This is a genomic window from Ignavibacteriales bacterium (genome assembly GCA_016709765.1).
Classification (GTDB): domain Bacteria; phylum Bacteroidota; class Ignavibacteria; order Ignavibacteriales; family Ignavibacteriaceae; genus IGN3.
Window position 1 is genome coordinate 426,089 of the sequence record JADJMD010000008.1, and the last position, 21,518, is coordinate 447,606.

At 33.3% G+C, this 21,518-nt stretch carries 17 protein-coding genes, 1 tRNA gene and 3 pseudogenes; 7 read left to right on the forward strand and 14 right to left on the reverse strand.

Annotated features, from left to right (window positions below):
* Nucleotides 1-22: 22 nt before the first annotated feature.
* From IPJ23_03370 to mutS, 4 genes are all read right to left on the reverse strand, one after another.
* Nucleotides 23-1,372 carry a toxin-antitoxin system YwqK family antitoxin gene (locus tag IPJ23_03370; protein ID MBK7629750.1) on the reverse strand — a complete coding sequence of 450 codons (1,350 nt, stop codon included), beginning with the start codon at nucleotides 1,370-1,372 and terminating at the stop codon, nucleotides 23-25.
* 81 nt (nucleotides 1,373-1,453) lie between these two features.
* Complete coding sequence (aroF, locus tag IPJ23_03375) at nucleotides 1,454-2,467, reverse strand: 3-deoxy-7-phosphoheptulonate synthase (protein MBK7629751.1); 1,014 nt, start codon at nucleotides 2,465-2,467, stop codon at nucleotides 1,454-1,456.
* Nucleotides 2,464-3,105: a DUF1684 domain-containing protein gene (locus tag IPJ23_03380; GenBank protein MBK7629752.1), complete on the reverse strand. Its 642-nt coding sequence runs from the start codon at nucleotides 3,103-3,105 to the stop codon at nucleotides 2,464-2,466. Before IPJ23_03380 ends, aroF begins: the two co-directional genes overlap by 4 nt.
* Nucleotides 3,098-5,692 carry a DNA mismatch repair protein MutS gene (gene mutS, locus IPJ23_03385; protein ID MBK7629753.1) on the reverse strand — a complete coding sequence of 865 codons (2,595 nt, stop codon included), beginning with the start codon at nucleotides 5,690-5,692 and terminating at the stop codon, nucleotides 3,098-3,100. Before mutS ends, IPJ23_03380 begins: the two co-directional genes overlap by 8 nt.
* Nucleotides 5,693-5,985: 293 nt before the next feature.
* On the opposite strand from mutS, the gene IPJ23_03390 reads away from it, so the two are divergent.
* The 6 genes from IPJ23_03390 (at nucleotide 5,986) to IPJ23_03415 (ending at nucleotide 10,894) form a co-directional block, all read left to right on the forward strand.
* Nucleotides 5,986-6,654 carry an esterase family protein gene (locus IPJ23_03390; protein MBK7629754.1) on the forward strand — a complete coding sequence of 223 codons (669 nt, stop codon included), beginning with the start codon at nucleotides 5,986-5,988 and terminating at the stop codon, nucleotides 6,652-6,654.
* 130 nt (nucleotides 6,655-6,784) lie between these two features.
* A complete protein-coding gene (locus IPJ23_03395) occupies nucleotides 6,785-7,741 on the forward strand; it encodes a hypothetical protein (GenBank protein MBK7629755.1) in 957 nt (318 codons plus the stop codon).
* A 15-nt stretch (nucleotides 7,742-7,756) separates the two neighbouring features.
* A complete protein-coding gene (locus tag IPJ23_03400) occupies nucleotides 7,757-8,872 on the forward strand; it encodes a carboxylate-amine ligase (protein MBK7629756.1) in 1,116 nt (371 codons plus the stop codon).
* 5 nt (nucleotides 8,873-8,877) lie between these two features.
* Nucleotides 8,878-9,462 (forward strand): hypothetical protein, encoded by a 585-nt coding sequence (locus tag IPJ23_03405; GenBank protein ID MBK7629757.1) that lies wholly within the window; start codon nucleotides 8,878-8,880, stop codon nucleotides 9,460-9,462.
* Nucleotides 9,463-9,527: 65 nt separating this feature from the next.
* The gene (locus IPJ23_03410) at nucleotides 9,528-9,710 is read left to right on the forward strand and encodes a hypothetical protein (protein ID MBK7629758.1); all 183 of its coding nucleotides are present in this window, start codon (nucleotides 9,528-9,530) and stop codon (nucleotides 9,708-9,710) included.
* Nucleotides 9,711-9,712: 2 nt separating this feature from the next.
* Nucleotides 9,713-10,894 carry a hypothetical protein gene (locus IPJ23_03415; protein MBK7629759.1) on the forward strand — a complete coding sequence of 394 codons (1,182 nt, stop codon included), beginning with the start codon at nucleotides 9,713-9,715 and terminating at the stop codon, nucleotides 10,892-10,894.
* A gap of 99 nt (nucleotides 10,895-10,993) precedes the next feature.
* Here IPJ23_03415 and IPJ23_03420 read toward each other — a convergent pair.
* The 3 genes from IPJ23_03420 to rnhC form a co-directional block, all read right to left on the reverse strand.
* Nucleotides 10,994-11,067 (reverse strand) — tRNA-Asp (locus IPJ23_03420).
* A gap of 49 nt (nucleotides 11,068-11,116) precedes the next feature.
* Nucleotides 11,117-12,217 (reverse strand): 6-phosphofructokinase, encoded by a 1,101-nt coding sequence (locus IPJ23_03425; protein ID MBK7629760.1) that lies wholly within the window; start codon nucleotides 12,215-12,217, stop codon nucleotides 11,117-11,119.
* 18 nt (nucleotides 12,218-12,235) lie between these two features.
* A complete protein-coding gene (rnhC, locus tag IPJ23_03430) occupies nucleotides 12,236-13,156 on the reverse strand; it encodes a ribonuclease HIII (GenBank protein ID MBK7629761.1) in 921 nt (306 codons plus the stop codon).
* Between the two features lie 221 nt (nucleotides 13,157-13,377).
* Here rnhC and IPJ23_03435 point away from each other — a divergent pair, with 221 nt between their 5' ends.
* Entirely contained in the window at nucleotides 13,378-13,569 is a 192-nt protein-coding gene (locus IPJ23_03435; protein ID MBK7629762.1) for a hypothetical protein, read from the forward strand.
* A 127-nt stretch (nucleotides 13,570-13,696) separates the two neighbouring features.
* Here IPJ23_03435 and IPJ23_03440 read toward each other — a convergent pair whose 3' ends face one another.
* The 7 genes and pseudogenes from IPJ23_03440 to IPJ23_03470 all read right to left on the reverse strand — a co-directional run bounded on the left by IPJ23_03440 (nucleotide 13,697) and on the right by IPJ23_03470 (nucleotide 21,516).
* Complete coding sequence (locus IPJ23_03440; protein ID MBK7629763.1) at nucleotides 13,697-14,041, reverse strand: septal ring lytic transglycosylase RlpA family protein; 345 nt, start codon at nucleotides 14,039-14,041, stop codon at nucleotides 13,697-13,699.
* Nucleotides 14,042-14,044: 3 nt separating this feature from the next.
* Nucleotides 14,045-14,740 carry a 16S rRNA (uracil(1498)-N(3))-methyltransferase gene (locus IPJ23_03445; GenBank protein ID MBK7629764.1) on the reverse strand — a complete coding sequence of 232 codons (696 nt, stop codon included), beginning with the start codon at nucleotides 14,738-14,740 and terminating at the stop codon, nucleotides 14,045-14,047.
* Nucleotides 14,724-16,070: a BamA/TamA family outer membrane protein gene (locus IPJ23_03450; GenBank protein MBK7629765.1), complete on the reverse strand. Its 1,347-nt coding sequence runs from the start codon at nucleotides 16,068-16,070 to the stop codon at nucleotides 14,724-14,726. Before IPJ23_03450 ends, IPJ23_03445 begins: the two co-directional genes overlap by 17 nt.
* Before the next feature lie 68 nt (nucleotides 16,071-16,138).
* Nucleotides 16,139-19,039 (reverse strand): annotated as a pseudogene (gcvP, locus tag IPJ23_03455) (aminomethyl-transferring glycine dehydrogenase).
* Between the two features lie 135 nt (nucleotides 19,040-19,174).
* Nucleotides 19,175-19,930, reverse strand: coding sequence for a ribonuclease III (rnc, locus tag IPJ23_03460; protein ID MBK7629766.1), 756 nt, complete (start codon nucleotides 19,928-19,930; stop codon nucleotides 19,175-19,177).
* A gap of 22 nt (nucleotides 19,931-19,952) precedes the next feature.
* A pseudogene (gene fabF, locus IPJ23_03465) lies at nucleotides 19,953-21,196 on the reverse strand (beta-ketoacyl-ACP synthase II).
* An 87-nt stretch (nucleotides 21,197-21,283) separates the two neighbouring features.
* Nucleotides 21,284-21,516, reverse strand: a pseudogene (locus tag IPJ23_03470) (acyl carrier protein).
* Nucleotides 21,517-21,518 lie beyond the last annotated feature (2 nt).

Sequence of the window (21,518 nt, forward strand, 5' to 3'; positions counted from 1 at the left end):
ATATTCACAATAATCATTCCATTTAATTATAGCCATAAGTAGAGATTAATAGACCATCTTGCCCGTAAGTTTTACTTTTTTGTACGTACCCATTTTGAAAATATTCCTCTTTCATCATTGAACCATCGTTGTAATATGTTTTTACCCAGCCAATAAGTTTTCCATTTATGTAGTTTTCAATTTTCTCTAAAGCACCGTTTCTATAATAAGTATTTCTTTTACCGTCTTTCATTCCGTCTTTAATAGTCTGCTCTGATTCTAAAAGCCCATTTTTAAAATAAGTCTTATAATTACCTTCCAAACGATTGAGCACATAATTACCAATGCTTTCTAAATTTCCGTTGGAATGATATGTAAGACAAATACCATTTTTAAGATTGCTATCATAAATAGTTTCCGCTTTTAGGATTCCATTTTCATAGTAAGATTTTTCATTTCCTCTTTTAACTCCATCAACATAATCAGACGAAACACTTAACACTCCATTTTCATAGTACTCAAATGATCTACCAGAAATATTATTTTTTTTAAAATTCCATTCCTCTTTTAGAAATCCGCTTTCATAATATGTTTTCATTGGTCCATCTTTTAAACCATCAACAATATAAGTTTCTTCAGCTAATCTTCCGGAAGGATAATAATTTTTAACAAGCTCTTCTTTGGATTCAATTTTACCGGTATAATCTAACTTAACACGATTTATAAGTTCATCATTTATGTAAGTATCACGTACACGAAGAGTTTTCATTTTATCATAAATTAGAACATCACCTTGTAATTTGTTATCAATAAAAAAAGCTTCAAGTGCTAATGATTTATCATCATGAAAAACACGCGATGTTCCATGCTGTTTTCCATCAACAAATTTTCTTTCAACTTCTACATTTCCATTTAAGTAAAAAGTTTTTGAAATTCCTTGAAGTACACCATCAATATAATTCCACTCGCCCTGTTTCTCGCCGGTTTTATAATAGGTAAAAGTTGTTCCCTGCAAAACTCCGTTGCTATACTGTTGTTCAGACCAGAGCTCACCTGTTTCATAGTACCATTTGGATACGCCTTCTTTTTTTCCATAAATGTAATTCCATTCAATACTCACTTTACCATCAGGGAAATACCAGGTTGAAATACCTTCTTCTCTCCCATTTTCATAATTCCAATCTTTCCACAATTTTCCGTTTGGATAAAATTCTTTATAGTGTCCATCAAGCTGATCATATAAATAATCACCTTCAGTTTTTATTGTTCCATCGGGATAAAAGGTTTTGCTTACTTTTCTATAAGGATTTTCTTGAGATAAAGAAATTTGATTTGTGGTAAAGATTATAAGTAAAAGATAAAATATAATTTTAGAAATTGTTCCGAAGTTCATTTATTCCTGATAAAAATTTTGAGGCAAAGATAAAGTATTTTAGTTAAAACTAAACATCAAAAAAATGGTAAGTAAAAATGATTACATTGTTCTCCCAATAACATCAGCAATTAAACGGATTTGTTTCATCATCTCAGAAAACTGTGCAGGTAATAACGCTTGTGGTCCATCGGATAAAGCCTTTTCAGGATCGTGATGAACTTCAACCATAATTCCATCTGCACCAGCGGCTACAGCTGCACGAGCCATTGGAATAACTTTATCTCTTAATCCGGTAGCGTGGGATGGATCAGCAAACACAGGCAAATGACTGCGTTTGTGGACGACAGGAATTGCTGAAATATCGAAAGTATTTCGTGTGTAGGTTTCAAAAGTTCTGATTCCTCTTTCGCAGAGAAAAACATCTGAATTTCCATTCGATAAAATATATTCAGCAGACATTAGCCAATCTTCAACTGTTGCAGACAAACCACGTTTTAACATCACAGGTTTTTTAGCTGAGCCTAATTCTTTTAACAAAGAATAATTTTGCATGTTTCTTGCACCAACTTGAAAAATATCTGTGTACTTATAAATCAAATCGATCATTGAATTTTCTAGAACTTCGGTAACAACCAATAAACCAAACTCATCTGCGGCTTTACGCATAAACTTTAATCCGTCTTCACCCAATCCTTGAAAAGAATACGGAGAACTACGAGGTTTAAATGCACCACCTCTTAAAATTTTTGCCCCACTTTTTTTAACTAACTCTGCAATTATCATTATCTGTTCTTCACTTTCAACAGAACAAGGTCCGGCAATCACACTCACTTCGTTTCCACCGATTACAACATCTTTTATTTTAATAAACGAGTCATCTTTTTTGAAACTACGGCTCGCAAGTTTAAATGGTTCTGTAATCCTGTAAACTTCTTCAACACCATCAAGAATTTTTATTTTTCGCGTATCAAAGTTCGGCTGAACTCCAATGGCACCAATAATCATTCGTTCTTCACCTTCAGATTTATGAATTGCAAATCCAAAATCTACCAGATGTTTAATAATATTATCGAGTTGCTTATCGTTTATGGTTTTTTCAAGAACAACTATCACTTTGTCTCCAAGTTTAATTCTGTATGAAAATTTTTCTCACCGGCTTTAATTTCAAAATCTAAAAAATCATTTTCCGTTGGGATAGGACAGGTAAAAAGATCACTGTAAGCACAATACGGATTGTACGCTCTGTTAAAATCAATTTCATAAATGAATTCTGGATCATTATTCAATTCAAAATCTAAATATCTTCCAACGGGATAAGTTTCTTTACCCGTTGTTTGATCCGTAAACCAAATACTATTATAGCTTTGTCCTTGCGGTCCAAAACTTTTATAAATATTTAATTTGTGATTTTTGCCTTTATAGTTTAATAAAACGTGGCCTTCAATAATGGCTTTTCTTTCTTCACCACGTGTTCCAAAAATTGATATAGTATCCTGAGCACTATTTTTAAATAGTTTAGATTTAAAAATAAATTCTATTGTTGGTTCAAAATATTTTAACGGTTGAATTTTTGCAGTTGAATCCACTTTAAAAGGAGAATAAGAATCATACTGCATTTCCCAATCTTTATTTTCACGTTCCTGCTGAAGTTTACTTACGTACAATTCATCAATTTGCATTACATTTTTGTTATTGCTGCAAGAAAAAGTAATCAATCCAATTGAAATTAATACAAAATATTTTTTAATCATTTTGACTCATCTTCTTTTTAAGTTCGTTTAATTTATTTAATGCTTCTAATGGTGTAATGTTGTCCAACTCCATTTTATTTATTTCAGTTCGCAATGAATCATCTTTAAACTCAAATAAACTTATTTGGTTATCAGTTTCAGATTTTAATTTTTTCAAGCGCTCTTTTTTAATTTCGTACGGTGTTAGTTCCTTACTTTCAAGATTATCTAAGACTTCTTTTGCACGATTTGTAACAAACAACGGCAAACCGGCCATTTGGGCAACTTGAATTCCGTAACTATGATCAGCTCTGCCGGGATTTACCTTGTGAAGAAACACTACTTTATCATCATACTCACGAACTTCAACTTTATAATTTTTTATTTTTGGAAAAAGCTCAGCCATTTCATTTAGTTCGTGATAGTGAGTAGCAAATAAGGTCTTTGCAGAAATATCAGGATTCTCATGCAAATATTCTGTAATTGCCCAAGCAATTGAAATTCCATCAAATGTACTTGTTCCCCTTCCTATCTCATCCAACAAAATTAGGCTTTTTGCAGTTGCGTTGTTTAAAATATTTGCCGCTTCTTGCATCTCAACTAAAAAAGTACTTTCACCTGCAGTAATATTATCACTTGCACCAACACGTGTAAAAATTCTATCAACAATTCCAATACTTGCTTCTTTTGCAGGTACAAATGAACCAATTTGTGCAAGCAAAACTATCAAGCCAACCTGTCTTAAGTAAACAGATTTACCAGCCATGTTTGGTCCCGTTAGTAAAATAATTTGCTGATCATCATTATCGAGTAATGAATCATTAGGTGTGTATTTATTTCCCGGATCAAGAATTCTTTCCACAACAGGATGACGCCCTTGAACAATATTTATTTTGTTGGTTTCATCGACAACCGGTTTTACATAATTGTATTCCTCTGCACATTGAGCAAAACAGTTTAAACAATCCAACATCGCAATTACTCTTGCGTTTTTCTGGATTATCTCTGCTTCATTCGCAACGATTGCACGTATCTCATTAAACAATTGCGATTCAAGTTCGTTTATCTTTTCCTGCGCATTTAGAATTTTATCTTCATACTCTTTTAATTCGGGAGTTATAAATCGCTCGCTGTTTACAAGGGTTTGCTTGCGTATGTAATTATCCGGAATTTTATTCTTATGAGTATGACTAACATCAATGTAATAACCAAAGACATTGTTAAAATTTACTTTAAGAGATGAAATACCTGTTCGTTCTCTTTCGTTTTGTTGAAGTGTTGCAATCCATTCTTTGCCGTGCAATGAAATATCACGAAGTTCATCAAGCTCAGCGCTAAATCCATTTCGAATAATACCGCCTTCGTTTATTGCTGCTGGAGGCGAATCAATAATTGCAGTTGAAATTTTATCAACAATATTTTCTAAAGGGTCAAGCTGCTCAGAAATATTTTGGAGAGTGGACACTTTTAATCCATTCAACAACTCTTTTATAGCAGGGATTTTTTTTAAAGATGATTTTACAGCAACAACTTCTCGAGGTGTTGCTCTGCTTGTACAGATTCTTGAAATCAATCTCTCAAGATCACCGACTTCGCTAAGATTTTCATTTAAATCTTTTCTTACTTTTTTATTCCTTAGTAATTCTTCAACGCTATCATGCCTTTTTTTAATCGGATCTAAGTCCCTTAGAGGAGCAGAAATCCATTTCTTTAACAACCTCCCACCCATTGCAGTTTGTGTTTTATCAAGAATGGATATTAACGATCCTTCTCTTCCTCCATCGTTCATAGAAAAAGTAATTTCAAGATTTCTCTTTGTTGAGTAATCAAGAATCATATAATCAGATGGATTGTAAAGAGAGATTCTGTTAAGATGAGAAAGATTTACTCGCTGTGTTTCGTTCAGATAATTTAACACAGCGCCGGCAGCAATTATTCCTGCGGATAATTTATCAATTCCAAAACCTTTTAATGTAACAGTTTTAAAATGATTTTTAATAAGTTCGTTTGCAAAATCAAAATTAAAAATCCAATCTTCTAACTTTGTAATTCGCAATGAAGGATTAATTCTTTCAATCAATTTTCCCAAAAACTCTTTATCACGTTTTGGTATTAAAAACTCTGATGGATTAATAGATTCAATCTGTTCTCCTAGCTGCGCAAGTGGAATTTCAAAAACATAATATTCACCAGTAGAAATATCACAAAAAGATAACCCGCAAATCTGATCTAATACAGCAATTGCAAGTAGATAATTATTTTTTTTGTGATCCAGTAGTTTATCCGAAAGAGTTACACCCGGAGTTACAACCTCGACAACTTCTCTCTTAACAATTCCCTTTGCAAACTTTGGATTTTCAGTCTGCTCACAAACAGCAACACGGTATCCGGCACGCACAAGTTTTGGTAAATAATTATCAATCGCGTGGTGTGGAAATCCTGCAAGAGGCGTATCACCGGCAGAACCGTTCGAACGCTTCGTAAGTGTAATTCCTAAAACCTTTGAGGCTAACTTTGCATCATCTTCAAAAGTCTCAAAAAAATCCCCAACCCTGAACAACAAAATTGTATCCGGATGAGCCTGTTTTACCTTATAGTATTGCGCCATTAACGGCGTTTGCTGAGTTTTTGATTTCATAATTGAAAGGTAAAAATAGCGATTTTAGAATTCAAATATTTAATTAGTTTTTAATCAAGATTTGAGCTTGATAATTATTTTTAGTTGAGGTTGTTAAATGTTGATCTAAAAGCAATTTTTTATATATTTGCCACCGAGCAGTTAGATTGATGGGAACTCTAATTATATATCATCAATCTCTTTCCTTTTTAATTTCGTACGGTGTTTTTTTGAAAGAAGAATATCATAAATGGCACTCCCAATTTATTAATCGGGAGTTTGAAATGCTGGTTTTTGGACACACTGGTTTTCCGGTAATTGTTTTTCCAACATCACGTGCAAGATATTATCAAGCAAAAGATTTTGGATTAATAAATGCAGCAGCTTATTTGATCGATACAGGTAAAATAAAAATTTACTGTCCCGATAGTTTAGATAACGAAAGCTGGTATAATAAAAATATTCATCCAGCTGATCGAGTCAAAACTCAAATCGCTTATGAAGAGGTAATACTTAACGATGTAATTGAATTTGCTTTTCAGGATACCGGTTTTAATAAAGTTGGTTTAGGCGGATGCAGTTTTGGAGGATATCACGCTGCAAATATTGCATTTCGTAATCCGGAAAAAGTTGGTTATTTGTTTTCAATGGGTGGTGCATCAAATATCAGAAGATTTTTAGATGGATATTATGATGATAATTGTTATTTCAATAATCCTCCTGATTATTTAAATAATTTGAGTGACAAAAAAATACTTGATAAAATGAAGAAAATTGGAATAGTTCTAGGCACTGGTGATTCTGATATGTGTCTTGATGAAAATAAAACTCTTTCATCAATTTTAACTAAGAAACAAATTCCACATTGGTTAGATGTTAGAGAAAATACCGGACATGATTGGAATTGGTGGAAAGAAATGTTTGTTGAATATTTAAATAAGATTGAAGTGTGATCCGCTTCATTATAAAGGGATAAGTTATTCCCGTGAAAACGGGAATCCGAGAAGTTAGAGTTAGTAAATTCGCACTTTTGTGGGAATGACAAAACAAACTATAAATGAAAATTAATTCAGAAAGTTAAAAATGAAAAAAATTGGAATCTTATTCGGACAAGAAAACACTTTTCCACAAGCTTTTGTGGATAGAGTAAACTCAAAAAAAGAAAGCGGAATTACCGCTGAACTAGCCCACATAAATAAAATTATTCAAGGTGAGTCACTTGGTTATGATGTTCTGATTGATAGAATTTCTCAAGATGTTCCGTTCTATCGAGCAATGCTAAAGAATGCTGCAATTAGTGGAACAGCAGTAATCAACAATCCATTTTGGTGGAGTGCAGACGATAAATTTTTTAATAATGCGCTTGCCACAAAAATCGGAGTTGCAGTTCCTAAAACAGTTATACTTCCGTCAAATCAGCATCCTCCAGATACAACTGAAAAATCATTCCGCAATTTAGCTTATCCATTGGATTGGGAAGGAATTTTTAATTATATCGGTTTTCCGGCTTACTTTAAACCATTTGCGGGCGGTGGATGGAAAAATGTTTACAAGTTAAATAATATGGATGAGTTCTTTAAGTCTTACAACGAAACGGCACAACTTGTAATGATGCTTCAGGAAGAAATAGTTTTTACTGAATATTTTCGCTGCTACTGTCTTGATAGACAAGATGTTCACATTATGCAATATGATCCGAGACAGCCTCATCATTTACGTTATGTAAGAAATCCAAAACCGCTTGAGAAAAAGTTATTGGATAGTGTTCATAACGGAGTGCTTGCACTTAACAACGCTTTGGGTTATGATTTTAACACTGTTGAGTTTGCCATCCGTGATGGAGTGCCATACGCAATTGATTTCTGTAATCCCGCACCGGATGCTGATGTAAATTCCGTTGGTGAAGAAAATTTTGAATGGATTGTTGAAGCCGCAGCCGATATGGCAATAAGAAGGGCTAAAGCTCACAAACCTGAACAGAATAATCTAACATGGGGATCATTTGTTACATCGTTTGCAAACAATAAACCTTTGAAATAAGAAAGAAAAGTTACAATGACAGAAGCTGGTTTGTTTACGCTAGGAGTTGAAGAAGAATTTCAAATTGTTGATCCTGTTACAAGAGAATTGAAATCTCATATCCAACAAATACTTGATGATGGAAAGATGATTCTTGCAGAAAATGTAAAAGCAGAAATGCATCAATCCGTTGTGGAAATGGGAACAGACATTTGCCGTGATGTTTCAGATGCACGTGAACAAGTAACAAGGTTAAGAACCAACCTTGCCAAGCTTGCGATGAAAAACGGATTAAGAATTGCTGCTTCAGGTACTCATCCTTTCTCTCATTGGAAAGATCAGAAAATTACTGAACACCCACGCTATAAAGTAATTGTTGACGATATGCAGCAGGTTGCCCGGGCTAATTTAATTTTTGGTTTGCACGTTCATGTTGGCGTTGAAGATCGCGAAGTAGCAATACATATTATGAATGCCGCAAGATATTTTCTTCCTCATATTTTTGCTTTATCCACTAATTCACCTTTTTGGCTAGGAAGAAACACAGGATTTAAATCTTACAGAAGTAAAGTATTTGATAGGTTTCCGCGCACGGGTATTCCTGATTTTTTTAACGGTGTCTCTGAATATGATAAATTTGTTGAATTACTTATTAAAACTGGTTGCATAGATGATGCAAAAAAAATATGGTGGGATATTCGTGTTCATCCGGTATTCAAGACTTTAGAATTTCGTATTTGTGATATTCCAATGACTGTTGATGAAACGATTGCACTAACAGCAGTTATGCAAGCGGTGGTCGCAAAACTTCACAAACTTATAAAACAAAATCTAGGATTTAGATTATACCGAAGAGCTTATATTGCAGAAAATAAATGGCGTGCTGCTCGTTATGGAATAAAAGGAAAATTAATTGACTTTGGTAAAAAAGAGGAAGTTGATTTTAAAATACTAATAGGAGAATTATTGGAGTTCGTTGATGATGTTGTTGATGAACTTGGTTCGAGGGAAGAAATCAATTACATATATAAAATTTTAGAAATGGGCACTGGCGCTGATAGACAACTTGATGTTTGGGATCAATCACACGATACAAAAAACGTTGTTGACTACATCATTGAACAAACACACAAAGGATTGGATTTAAAATAAATATTATGAATAAATCACAAATTAAAGTTGCTACGATTGATCTTTACAATAATGAACGAAACGAAGGTATGCGCTGTATTAAAGAAATTATTGCTGATGCTGGAAACGATAACCCAAACATTGATTTACAATATGACGTTTACGAAACTCGCTTTAAAGGTGATGTACCTGATTTAAGTTATGATATTTTCGTCTCCTCGGGCGGACCCGGAAGTCCATTTGAAGATGAAGACAAAAAATGGGATAAAGATTATTTCACCTTACTAGATAAAATTTGGAATCACAATCAAAACTCAGATCAAAAAAAATATATTTTCTTTATATGCCATTCATTCCAGATGATGGCAAGATATTTTCAATTTGGTGAGGTTAGTAAGCGATTCATAAATTCCTTTGGTGTAATGCCCTTTGAAAAAACCCAATCTGGTAAAAATGATCCAATTTTAAAAAATCTCACCAACCCTTTTTACGCTGCGGATATCCGGCATTGGCAGGTTGTAAATCAAGATCAAAAAAGATTGATGAACTTGGCGCAAAAATTCTATCTTGGGAAATTCCTGAAGAAGAAAATAAAAATAATCCTGCAATAACTTCGATAAGAATTTCCAACGAAATAGTTGGAACACAATTCCACCCTGAAGCTGATCCTGAAAGTATGCTTTATCATTTTAGACAAGATGAAAGAAAAAAGTTTATCATCGATCGCTACAACGAAGAAAGATATATTGAAATGATTGCTCTGCTTGAGGACCAAGACAAAATAAAACTTACTCGAAAAACAGTTATCCCAACTTTTTTAAATAATGCTATTAATGATTTAATCTCCATTACGGTTTAAAAATGGTTCCAGAAATCAGAAAAAAGTTTAATAGTGATTTTTCAGAAAAGGTTTACAAAGATTTTTTGGATGATCTAAATACAGTTTTAAAATATCCAACAGATTTTAGAGTCTGCGAAACTCCCCTTTTCTTATCACGCGGGTTAACAAGCGAGCTTGTAAAAGCTTGTGATGACGTAATAACTCAAATTCAGCAAACCGGTTTTTTAAAAAGATCAGAAGTAGCAATACCAGAACATTTAAAAGTACCGAACGATTTTGAACATCCTCCATTTTTACAATTAGATTTTGCTGTTACCAAAAACGATGAAGGGTATTTACCTAAATTAATTGAACTTCAAGCTTTTCCTTCTTTATATGGTTATCAGGCTTACCTTAATGATGTAATTAAAAAACATTTTGACATACCGGTCGGATTCCATAGTTACTTTAGTGGGCTGAACAAAGATACTTACCGAACACTGCTAACAAAACTTATTGTTGGTAATCAGGATCCTGAAAATGTGATTCTGCTCGAGATAGAACCAGAAAAACAAAAGACTAGAATTGATTTTGCTGCAACAGAAGAACTAACAGGGGTCCAAACAGTTTGCTTATCAAAAATAAAAAAACGCGGCAAAAAACTATTTTATGCTAAAGACGGTAGAGAAATTCAAGTAAAACGAATTTATAACCGTGTGATTTTTGATGAACTTGAAAGAAAAAATATTAAGTTTGATTTTGATTTTCGAGATGAGATTGATGCTGAATGGGCCGGTCATCCAAATTGGTTTTTTAAAATTAGTAAGTTTTCATTACCTGTGTTAACGGGTAAGTATGTACCCGAATGTTATTTCTTAAATCAACTTGAAAAGTTTCCAGATAATTTAAATGATTTTGTTTTAAAACCTTTATTTTCCTTTGCAGGGCTAGGAGTAGATGTTGATGTTACAAAAGAAAAACTTATTGGTGTTGAAAATAAAAGTAATTACATTCTACAGCAAAAAGTTGATTACGCTCCGTTAATCCAAACACCTGATGATTTTTCAAAAGTTGAAATACGTATGATGTTTTTGTGGGAAAATAAAAATGGAAAACCAGTACTTGTAAATAACCTGATACGTACGAGTAAAGGGAAAATGATGGGAGTTGATTTTAATAAAAACAAAACCTGGATTGGTTCAAGTATAGCGTATCACCCTTAGTCTTAAATGGCCTACAAATCCATCTGAACCGGCAAACAGTATATTTATATTATTTGAAAATAAAAAAGCCCTAAACCAATTTGTTTTAGGGCTTTTTTGCGGGGCCGACGAGACTCGAACTCGCGACCTCCTGCGTGACAGGCAGGCGTTCTAACCAACTGAACTACGACCCCGTTAATATTTGAGTGCCAAATATATAATCTGCCGCTAAAATATCAAAATTTATTCGTCACCAAATGATATTCCCAATGACTTAGCGACAAATACTGCTTGATCATCAGGTTTAACAAGTTTTTGACGAGCAATTGCATCCTCAATTTTTACATTTCTAATCTCGTTACATTTTAAAGAAACCATTCTGCCAAATTTTTTATTCGCAACTAGATCTATTGCAAATGCACCAAATTTAGTTGCTAATATTCTGTCATAGGGAGTAGGACTACCACCTCTTTGAAGATGTCCCAATACCGTAACACGAGTTTCACGTTTGGTTAATTCTTCAATCTTATCTGCAACTACTTTCCCAATTCCACCAAGCTGAATTGGATCAGTACGTTTAATATCACTGCCTCTTGTTACAATTTCTCCACCTAAAGGTTTTGCGCCTTCCGCAACGCAAACCAATGAAAATCGTTTTCCCATTAATTCACGTTCATGGATTTTTTCTGCCACTTTATCCCACGAAAAAGGAATTTCTGGAATTAGAATAATATCTGCACCACCACTTAGACCACCGTTCAATGCAATCCAACCAGCATATCGTCCCATAACTTCAACTACAATAACTCGGTGATGTGAGGATGCCGTGGTGTGCAACCTATCCAGTGCCATAGAAACAACGTAAACTGCAGAATCGTGACCGAATGTTACTTCAGTAGCTTCCAAATCATTATCGATTGTTTTAGGTACGCCAACAATATTCATTCCCATTTTAGAAAGTTTGTTACATATATGCATTGTGCCATCGCCGCCAATCGCAATTAAAGCATCTAATCCCCAAGAATTATAATTCTTTACAGCAGCAGCGCCTTTATCTTGAATTTCAATTTTACCATTAACTTCTACAGGCCAATGAAATGGATCGCCTTTGTTTGATGATCCTAAAATTGTTCCGCCTCTGGAAAGAATACCGGATACATCTGCATTGGTTAGTTCTCTAGCTTTGCCTTCCACCAATCCTTCAAAACCATCGATAATTCCATACACCGACATTCCATAATCTTCGGCAGGTTTTGTTACACCTCTAATTACAGCATTTAACCCAGGGCAGTCGCCTCCACCCGTCAAAATTCCAATTCTTCTTATTCCATTCTTTTTTGCCATTTTTACTATTTGACCTTTTTATTGCTTGAAAATACTTTGTGAATTTTTGAAATGAAATTTAATCATTTTCCTTAAATATCTTTCATCAAATTGATTAAAAACACGTTTTGCAACTATTGTTGCAGCTGCACCACCACCCTTTGGAATTTCAAATCCCAACTCTTTGCTTTTAAAATAAAACCAATCAATTACCTTTGCTCTTGCTAAAATTGAGGCAGCAGCAACTGCAGTAAATCGCTCTCCCTTTGTAGTTTGAAAATGATTTATTTCAATATTTTTTTTCTTTAACTCATCGGAGATAAGTTTTTCATTTCCAAATTTATCACTGATAACATCTGTACACTTACTTTTTAGAACAAGATTCTCAATAGCTTTTGAGTGCGCCCAAGCCATCAATTTATTTAGATTTTTAAACGATTGATAAATCAGGTTGTACTTTTCGGGATTTATCTGGATAATCTCAAAATGACCATCCACAATCTTTTTTATCTTTGGTTCAAGAATCTTAATACTATTATCGGAAATTAACTTACTATCTTTAACACCAATCTTCTCTAATTCGGCAGTTGTCTTTTTATCTATATAAACTGCTCCAATAACTAATGGGCCAAAATAATCACCTTTTCCAGACTCATCAGTTCCGATGTACTGCTCAAAATCAATTTCACTTTTCTTTTCATCTTTAAAAAAAGTTGGATCAAAAACTACATTGTTAATTACTTTAAAGATGTTTGATTCTGGGTTTGCCTGAATAACCTTTTTAATTCCCTTTTTACCAAAATAAATCAATAATTTAGCCTGTTCACTTTTACTGTTTACAGTAACTTCATAATTGTACATTTTTTTGGTCGAATCGGATACAGAGAAGCCATACTTATTTAGTTTAACAACCAAATTCTGGATTTCTTTAAGCGCCAATATGTGGAACGGATCTTGCATATATGTAACTATACTAAAGTTTGTATTTTAGTGATATTAAAATTAGTTTTAGAACCATAGTGATTTAATAGGAGATACAAAATGAAACCAATTATATTTAATAAATTAGCTACAATCATAGCGTTGATACTTGTTTTTTCTTCAATAAACATATTAGGAAAAACTCAATTGCAAGATGATAAAAACTTACAGAGATCGCATCAATTTTAACACAAAAAGTCTTGTTAAGTAACGATCAGGAAACAAAAGTAATTAATATTTTATCGGAATTACAAAATAGTATTTCTTTAAAACCTGAGAATAAAAACGCACTAATAAAAGATGCTCAAACAAAAATTGAAAGTCTATTAGATAAAAAACAAAAAATGAAATATGAAATTATAAAAAACGATCTCTGGAAAAAGATTCAATAATTTTTTAACCCGGTTACAGCCGGGTTTTTTATTGATCAATTACTTTCCCCAGCTAATCACTTCAATTTTAACCTCCTGAATTCCAGCACTAATCATATCAATCTTTTTGCAGCGGCTAATGATAAATCTAAAATTCTGTTTTAAACTGTGGCATTCTATCATTTACTCTAACTTCAACACTTTTCCCGTTTTGTAAATTAGTAACTCTTAATTCTGTATTAAATGGATAAGTTGGATGTGCTGCCGTTAAAGCGTTCATATAATAAATTTCACCGTTTGCAGTTTTGCTTCCATTAAACTCATCTGCGTAATAAGATGCTGTGCCAGTTTCAGTTTCGAGTATTCTAAATCCTTTAATCTCACTTTTTTCATTTTCATTTATTGATTTTGAATACCTTGTACTTAAACTACAACCAACAAATAACCCAATTACACTCAATAAAAACAATCGATATAAAGTGGCAATCTTCATAAACTAAGAAATAATAGAGGCTGCTTTTACAATTGCAGTTTCAGATCTTAATCTGTTTTCAATTAAACTAAATTTTAGTGTTGGATTTATAATTTCAATTTCTTTTTGTGACAATCCACCTTCGGGACCAAATATCATTAAGTAATTCTTTTTCGGATCAAATCTATAGTCTTTTATACTTTCTGTTGATAATTGGTCAAATAAAACTTTTTCACCGCTATAGTTTTTGATTTCCGCAATGGAATTTATAGCCGAAATATTTGGTAAAAATGACCTCAAAGATTGTTTCATTGCAGCAAGAACAAACTTATTTAATCGATCTAACTTAAAACCTTTGCTTACAGTGTTTTCAGAATTAAATAGAACAAAATTAGTTATTCCAAGTTCCGTTGATTTTTCTAACGCAAATTTTAATCGGTCAGGATTTTTAAGATTTGGGATGTAAAAAGTAAAGTTTTGTAATACATTTTTGTAACAATATTTTTTTTCAATCTTTGCTGCAACACTTCCCTTTTGGAATTCAGTTATGATTCCTTCAAAAATATTACCACAACCATCCGTAGAAAAAAGTTTATCGCCAACACTATTACGCATAACTTTTACGCAATGCTGATATTCATCATCAACAAGCAAAAAAGTTTGTGCATCGTCCAAAACAGAAGCACAATAATAAAGCTCTATGTTAGAAAGATATTCCAAGATTTAAAATAAACTCTGATTTCATTTGTTCGTTAAAAGCCATTTCAATTCGTAAAACTTGATAAGGTAAAATTAGTAATGTAATTCCAAATCCGTAACCCGAATTAAATCTATTTATAGCAAGAGGATCACTTTTGAATTTTGCAATTCCCGTTTCTGCAAAAACTTGTGCATAAAAACCAATTCTGTATGATAAAAGTTGATCTGGAATAATTGGAATAAAGGTTAAATCGATATTTAACTCCTCAATTATTGGATAGTAAAATTCCAGAGAACCAAAATAATAATCCCTGCCTTCAAACTTTTCATCATAATGTCCACGCACTCTTTGACTACCTTCTAATCTAGAATAATCATAATATGGTACGTCATCACCAAAAGTAAATCGTGAATTAAATCGCCACTTGCTTATAAGTTTAGAGAACAATTGTCTGTATTCTCTATAATCTACTCTGGCAATGCTATAATTGATATTATCAAATCCCAAACCTTTTTGAGTAAAATTAAAACTTGAAAATATTCCGTCTTTCGGAAATTGATATAGGTCACGTGTATCGTGTTCATAACCAACACCAACTTCAACAACATTATCAATTCTATCATCTGATGCATTTATACCGGCTATAAAAAATGGAGTTTCGATATAATTATAACCACCTGTTAAATAGAAACGGTCAAACAATCCAATTCTTTTCCCTAATGTAAGATTAGCACTTATATCATTTTGATCGAAAGCTCTACCATAAATATTTTCTGCAATTAAACTTCTATTTGAGATATCAGAATATCCAACACGCATTCCAATAAAAATATTTTCATTCCCAAGAATATTTGGGTTGAAATATCCAAGACTAAACCTTGGGTCATACCCAAATCCAATGGAAGCAGTTAAGTCCTCGTTTCTACCCCTAAAATTTCTTAACCTTAATAGAATACCATAAGTCAGTTTATCCAGGTCACCATCTCTCGCATCTAAAAATGGAATAGGATAAATATACCAGCTCTCTTCAACTTCAATCGTTAATAGATTAATGGAATCTACAATGGTGGGAATGAAGTAAACGTGATTAAAAATTCCTAAACTATAAACTCTTTCACGATTAAAATAAGCGTTATTTTTTGCTAGTGTATCTCCTGGGGCAAAATTTAATTCTCTAAAAATTATAAATTCTTCAGTAATATCGTTTCCGCTTATTGCAATTGAATCAACAACAAATGGATATAATTCGGAATTGAATAATGAGTCTGGATTTTGTGGAAAGATATATGACGAGAAAACAATAACGACTTGCAATATTAAAATTGCTGGTTTGGTTTTTCTTTTTAACACTAATCGTTATTGTTTTCTAAATCAATTTTATAAATAATTATTTAACCGCTTTGATCACACTTATAAACCTAATTACTGCTTACACTGTCTTCAGCATAATCTGAAATGGGCAAACAATTGCAAACAAGATTTCTATCACCATAAGCACTATCAACGCGACTGACGCTTGCCCAAAATTTATTTGTTCTTGTCCAATGAATTGGATAAGCTGCTTTTTCTCTTCCGTATGGATAATTCCATCTATCGGAAATTACCATTTGTGCAGTGTGTGGTGCATTTTTCAGTACATTATTTTTTTGATCTGCAATTCCAGTTTCTACTTCTTTAATCTCTTCTCTTATGCTGATTAAAGCTTCACAAAATTTGTCCATTTCAGATTTTGGCTCACTTTCGGTTGGTTCTACCATTAAAGTACCCGCAACCGGAAATGAGACAGTTGGTGCATAAAGCCATAATCCATTAATCTTTTAGCTATATCTTCAACTTCGATATGAGAGGATATTTTAAATTCACGCATATCAAAAAATCAATTCGTGTGCAATTCTTCCATTTTTTCCGGAGTACAAAACTTTGAAATAAGTTTCTAACTTAGCCTTAATATAGTTAGCATTTAAAATTGCTATTTTGTAGCGTTTGTTAAACCGGCTTCGCCCATCATTTTAATATAAGCGTAAGAAATTATTAATACATTTGAACTGCCAAATGGAGCTGCAGAAACTGCATTTATAGATTTACCTTTTTCAATATCAACGATCGGATGACCAGGTAAAAAAGGAGCTAAATGTTTTGCAACCGCAATCGGTCCCATTCCAGGGCCACCACCACCATAGGGGATACAAAATGTTTTGTGCAAGTTAAGATGACAAACATCAGCACCAATTTCACCCGGACTTGTCAATCCTACTTGTGCATTCATATTTGCACCATCCATATAAACCTGTCCGCCATATTGATGAATGATTTCACAAACTTCTTTTATTGATTCTTCAAAAACACCGTGAGTGGATGGATATGTTACCATCAATGCTGCGAGGTTATTTTGTTAACTTCAGCTTTTGCAAGCAAATCGCTTACATCAATATTTCCGTGACTATCACAATTTACAACAACCACTTTCATACCTGCCATTACGGCACTTGCGGGATTTGTTCCATGAGCGGAAGATGGAATCAATGCTATGTTTCGTTGTAATTCACCTTTATTTTCTAAGTAAGCTTTGATCACTGAAAGACCCGCATATTCACCTTGTGCGCCTGAATTTGGCTGTAATGATACTGCGGAAAATCCTGTAATCTCTGCAAGATCTTTTTCTAAATCACTAAACATTTCTAAATATCCAGCGACTTGTTCTTTTGGTGCAAACGGATGAATGCTTGCAAACTGTGGAATCGTAACTCCAATCATTTCAGTGGTTGCATTTAATTTCATTGTACAAGAACCAAGCGGAATCATAGAATGAACAAGTGATAGATCTTTATTTTCAAGAAGTTTCATATATCTTAAAATATCAGTTTCAGATCTATAAGAATTAAAAACAGGATGTACTAAATATTTTGATGTTCGAATTAGTTCTGTTTCAATAGTGGATTTTAACATACCATTGTTTTCTGAAGTAGAAATTGAAATCTGCTTTTTATCCAAAACTTCTGCAAAAATATTTATAAGTTCTATTACATCTTGGTAAGTAGTAATCTCGCTTAACGAGATACTTACACAATCTTTGATAAAATAATTTAGATTTATTTCTTTGCTTAGTGCTGTAGTTTTTAATTTTTCAATTGTTATGCTATCAACCTTAAACGTTATGGTATCAAAATAATTTTTGTTAACCTGATTCATTCCAAATTGTTTTAAATTATCACTAACAACTTGTGTTAAATTATTAATTCTTTGCGCTATTGATTTTAGATTTTCCGGTCCATGATATACCGCATACATCCCAGCCATTACAGCAAGCAAAACCTGTGCAGTACAGATATTGCTTGTGGCTCTTTCACGTTTGATATGCTGCTCTCTTGTTTGTAATGCCATTCTAAGTGCTCTGTTGCCTTGCGAGTCAATTGAAACACCGATTATTCTTCCAGGTATAACTCGTTTAAATTCTTCCTTTGTAGCAAAATATGCTGCGTGCGGTCCACCATACCCCATTGGAATTCCAAATCGCTGGGTACTGCCAACGGCACAATCCGCACCAAATTCTCCCGGAGGAGTCAATAATAATAAACTCATAAAATCTGCTGCTACAACTTTATAAATTCCAAGTGCAGTGGCTTTTTCAAAGAAAGCCTTGTAATTATAAATCTCTCCGTTCTGTGCAGGATATTGAACCAATAATCCAAAAAAAATATTTGTAAGTTCAACTGATTTAAAATCATCAACGACTAATTCTATTCCTAATGGTTTGGATCGATTTTTCAAAACATCAATTGTCTGTGGATAAACTTCATTTGAAACAAAAAATTTATTTGAGTTTGATTTATCTTTTTTTCTGTTGTGATAAAACATCAACATTGCTTCTGATGCAGCTGTGCCCTCATCCAGCAAAGATGCGTTTGCTATTGGTAGTGAAGTTAAGTCTGTAACTACTGTTTGAAAGTTGAGCAGAGCTTCTAATCTACCCTGAGCAATTTCAGCTTGATATGGTGTGTATTGTGTGTACCAGCCCGGATTTTCTAAAATATTTCTTTGAATAACGGGTGGAAGAATTACAGGAGAATATCCCATCCCAACATAACTTTTATAAATTTTATTTTTTGATGCTAATTGATTTATTAGTTTGATGAACTCATATTCACTTAAAGCATCATCCAACTTCAATTTTTTATTAAGTCTGATATTTTTTGGAACGGTTTCATCAATAAGTTGTTCGAGTGAATTAACTCGCACAATCTAACCATTTCATTTATTTCTTTATGATTTGGTCCAATATGTCTTGATTCAAATTTATCCGGATGTTGAAAAGATTTCATTTACAAACTCATTTTTATTTTAAGAAAATTAAAAAATACTTTCATTTTGAGGTTCAAAATTAAGGAAAATCTTTGTAAATCTGATTGACAGAAAGAGATATTTTAGTGCAATTTTTGTTAAACTAAGTTTGTGGTTTATTTAATGAGGAATTTTTTCAAGAGTTGCTCTTGCGGCATTTTGTTCGGCAGTTTTTTGTTTTTCCCGGTTCCAATACCAAAATAATCTTCGCCAACACTCACTTTAACCGTAAATATTCGATCGTGCTGCGGTCCTTCTTCTTTGATTACAATATAATTAGGGGCTTCAATTTTATTTGCTTGAGCATATTCCAATAGCTGACTTTTGTAGTTTTCATCAACCAAATAATCTCCTTCTCTTACAATTGGAAGTATTAAAACTTTATGAATAAATTTTCTGGAAATCTCTAAACCGTGATCCAAATAAATTGCTCCAATTATAGCCTCAAATGCATCTGATAGTACCGTTTTAGATGCTCTTGCAAATGTATTTGTTAAATTTTGATTTATTAAAATAAAATTAGCTAATCCTATATCTTCTGCAGCATCCGACAAAGCAAAACGGTTTACAAGCCGGGCTCTTATTTTTGTTAAGAAACCTTCATTTTCTTTCGGAAAATTTTCAAATAGATATTCCGCAACAACAAGACTTAAAACGGAATCTCCTAAAAATTCTAATCTTTCGTTTGAGGTGTCATCCTCCTCAAGTTCTTCTAAAAATGATCTATGCATTAAAGCTTGAATGTAGTGTGATTTGTCTTTAATTGGATAACCAATTAATTCTTCAAGCTCTGTAAATTTATGTGGGGTAAGTATTTTTTTAACCTGGTGGGAATTATTGCTTTCTTCCCGAAAGCCAAAGTATTTAAGCAAACGAGAAAAAAAGAACTCAAAACTATTCCTCAAATTTCTTAAACAATAATGATGCATTGTGTCCGCCAAATCCAAAAGTATTACTGATTGCGGCATTTATTTCTTTTTCAGTTTGTCTTTTTGCACTGTAATTCAAATCACATTCAGGATCAGGATTATCAAGATTTATTGTGGGTGGTATCAAACTATTATTCATAGCTAATACTGTAGCAATAGCTTCAATAGCACCTGCAGCTCCTAATAAATGCCCGGTCATTGATTTAGTTGAACTAACGACAAGTTTGTAATATGTTCGCCAAATAACGTTTTTATAGCTTTTGTTTCATTAATATCATTGTGTGGTGTTGATGTTCCATAGGCATTAATATAATCAATATCATTTAATAAAAGTCTCGCATCTTCTATAGCAATCTTCATCGATCTTACTGCGCCTTCACCGCCTGGAGCAGGAGCAGTTATATGATGCGCATCTGCAGTTAGGCCTATTCCTGCAAGTTCAGCATAAATTTTGCGCCTCTATTAATTGCGTGATTAAGATCTTCAAGAATTAATGTACCAGCACCTTCGCCCATAACAAAACCGCTTCGGTCTTTATCAAATGGACGTGAGGCTTCTAAATATCTATCATTCCATGTGGATAATGCTCTCATCGCATTAAATCCGCCCATGCCAATTTCAGTTATTGAGGCTTCACTACCACCACCAACCATAATATCCGCAGCGCCTCTTTCAATTATCATATAAGCATCTGATATGGCATCTTGAAGCTGTTGCACAAGCTGATGTAGTTGCATAGTTAGGTCCTTTTAGTCCAAAACGAATGGAGATTTGCCCGGCAGCTAAGTCTGAAATCATCATAGTGACAAAAAATGGACTTATGATCCCAGGGTTTTTATCCTGAAAATATTTCCAATGTTCATTTTGAAGCGTTTGCAATCCACCGATCCCACTTCCATAAATAACGCCTGCTCTCTCTAAGTTAATTTGGTCTAAGTTGATCTTCGAATCTTCAATGGCTTGAACGGAAGCAGCAATAGCAAATTGAGAAAATCTGTCTAATCTTTTAACAGCTTTTTTATCAAAATAATTATCGGGATTAAACTCTTTTACTTCGGCAGCAAAATGGGTATCAAATTTGGAAGCATCAAAGTGGGTTATTGGAGCCACGCCATTTTTCCGAAATTAGGCCATTCCAAAATCTGGAACATTTAACCCTATTGGCGTTACCGCACCAATGCCAGTTACAACAACTCTTCTTCTATTCATAAAACCTTATTAGCATAAGCTGTATGTAATATGTAAAATCATATAAATGGAAAGGAAGTCGGGCTCTTACACCCGACTTTATTAAACTTAAGCTAATTTTTCTGAAAGATACTTAACAGCGTCTCCCACTGTTCCGATTTTTCAGCATCTTCATCAGGAATAGAAATCTGAAAAGCGCTTTCAAATCCCATTACTAATTCAACAATGTCAAGTGAATCAGCGCCTAGGTCATTTGTAAATGATGCCTCAGGAGCGATTTGAGATTCTTCCACACCTAATTTATCAATAATGATCTCTTTCACTTTAGCTTCAACATCCATAG

Excerpts from the sequence above, each read along its gene's own strand:
- IPJ23_03370 (MBK7629750.1), bottom strand. The coding sequence starts at position 1,372 with ATGAACTTCGGAACAATTTCTAAAATTATATTTTATCTTTTACTTATA.
- IPJ23_03380 (MBK7629752.1), bottom strand. The coding sequence starts at position 3,105 with ATGATTAAAAAATATTTTGTATTAATTTCAATTGGATTGATTACTTTT.
- mutS (MBK7629753.1), bottom strand. The coding sequence starts at position 5,692 with ATGGCGCAATACTATAAGGTAAAACAGGCTCATCCGGATACAATTTTG.
- IPJ23_03390 (MBK7629754.1), top strand. The coding sequence starts at position 5,986 with ATGCTGGTTTTTGGACACACTGGTTTTCCGGTAATTGTTTTTCCAACA.
- IPJ23_03395 (MBK7629755.1), top strand. The coding sequence starts at position 6,785 with ATGAAAAAAATTGGAATCTTATTCGGACAAGAAAACACTTTTCCACAA.
- IPJ23_03400 (MBK7629756.1), top strand. The coding sequence starts at position 7,757 with ATGACAGAAGCTGGTTTGTTTACGCTAGGAGTTGAAGAAGAATTTCAA.
- IPJ23_03405 (MBK7629757.1), top strand. The coding sequence starts at position 8,878 with ATGAATAAATCACAAATTAAAGTTGCTACGATTGATCTTTACAATAAT.
- IPJ23_03410 (MBK7629758.1), top strand. The coding sequence starts at position 9,528 with ATGCTTTATCATTTTAGACAAGATGAAAGAAAAAAGTTTATCATCGAT.
- IPJ23_03415 (MBK7629759.1), top strand. The coding sequence starts at position 9,713 with ATGGTTCCAGAAATCAGAAAAAAGTTTAATAGTGATTTTTCAGAAAAG.
- IPJ23_03425 (MBK7629760.1), bottom strand. The coding sequence starts at position 12,217 with ATGGCAAAAAAGAATGGAATAAGAAGAATTGGAATTTTGACGGGTGGA.
- rnhC (MBK7629761.1), bottom strand. The coding sequence starts at position 13,156 with ATGCAAGATCCGTTCCACATATTGGCGCTTAAAGAAATCCAGAATTTG.
- IPJ23_03440 (MBK7629763.1), bottom strand. The coding sequence starts at position 14,041 with ATGAAGATTGCCACTTTATATCGATTGTTTTTATTGAGTGTAATTGGG.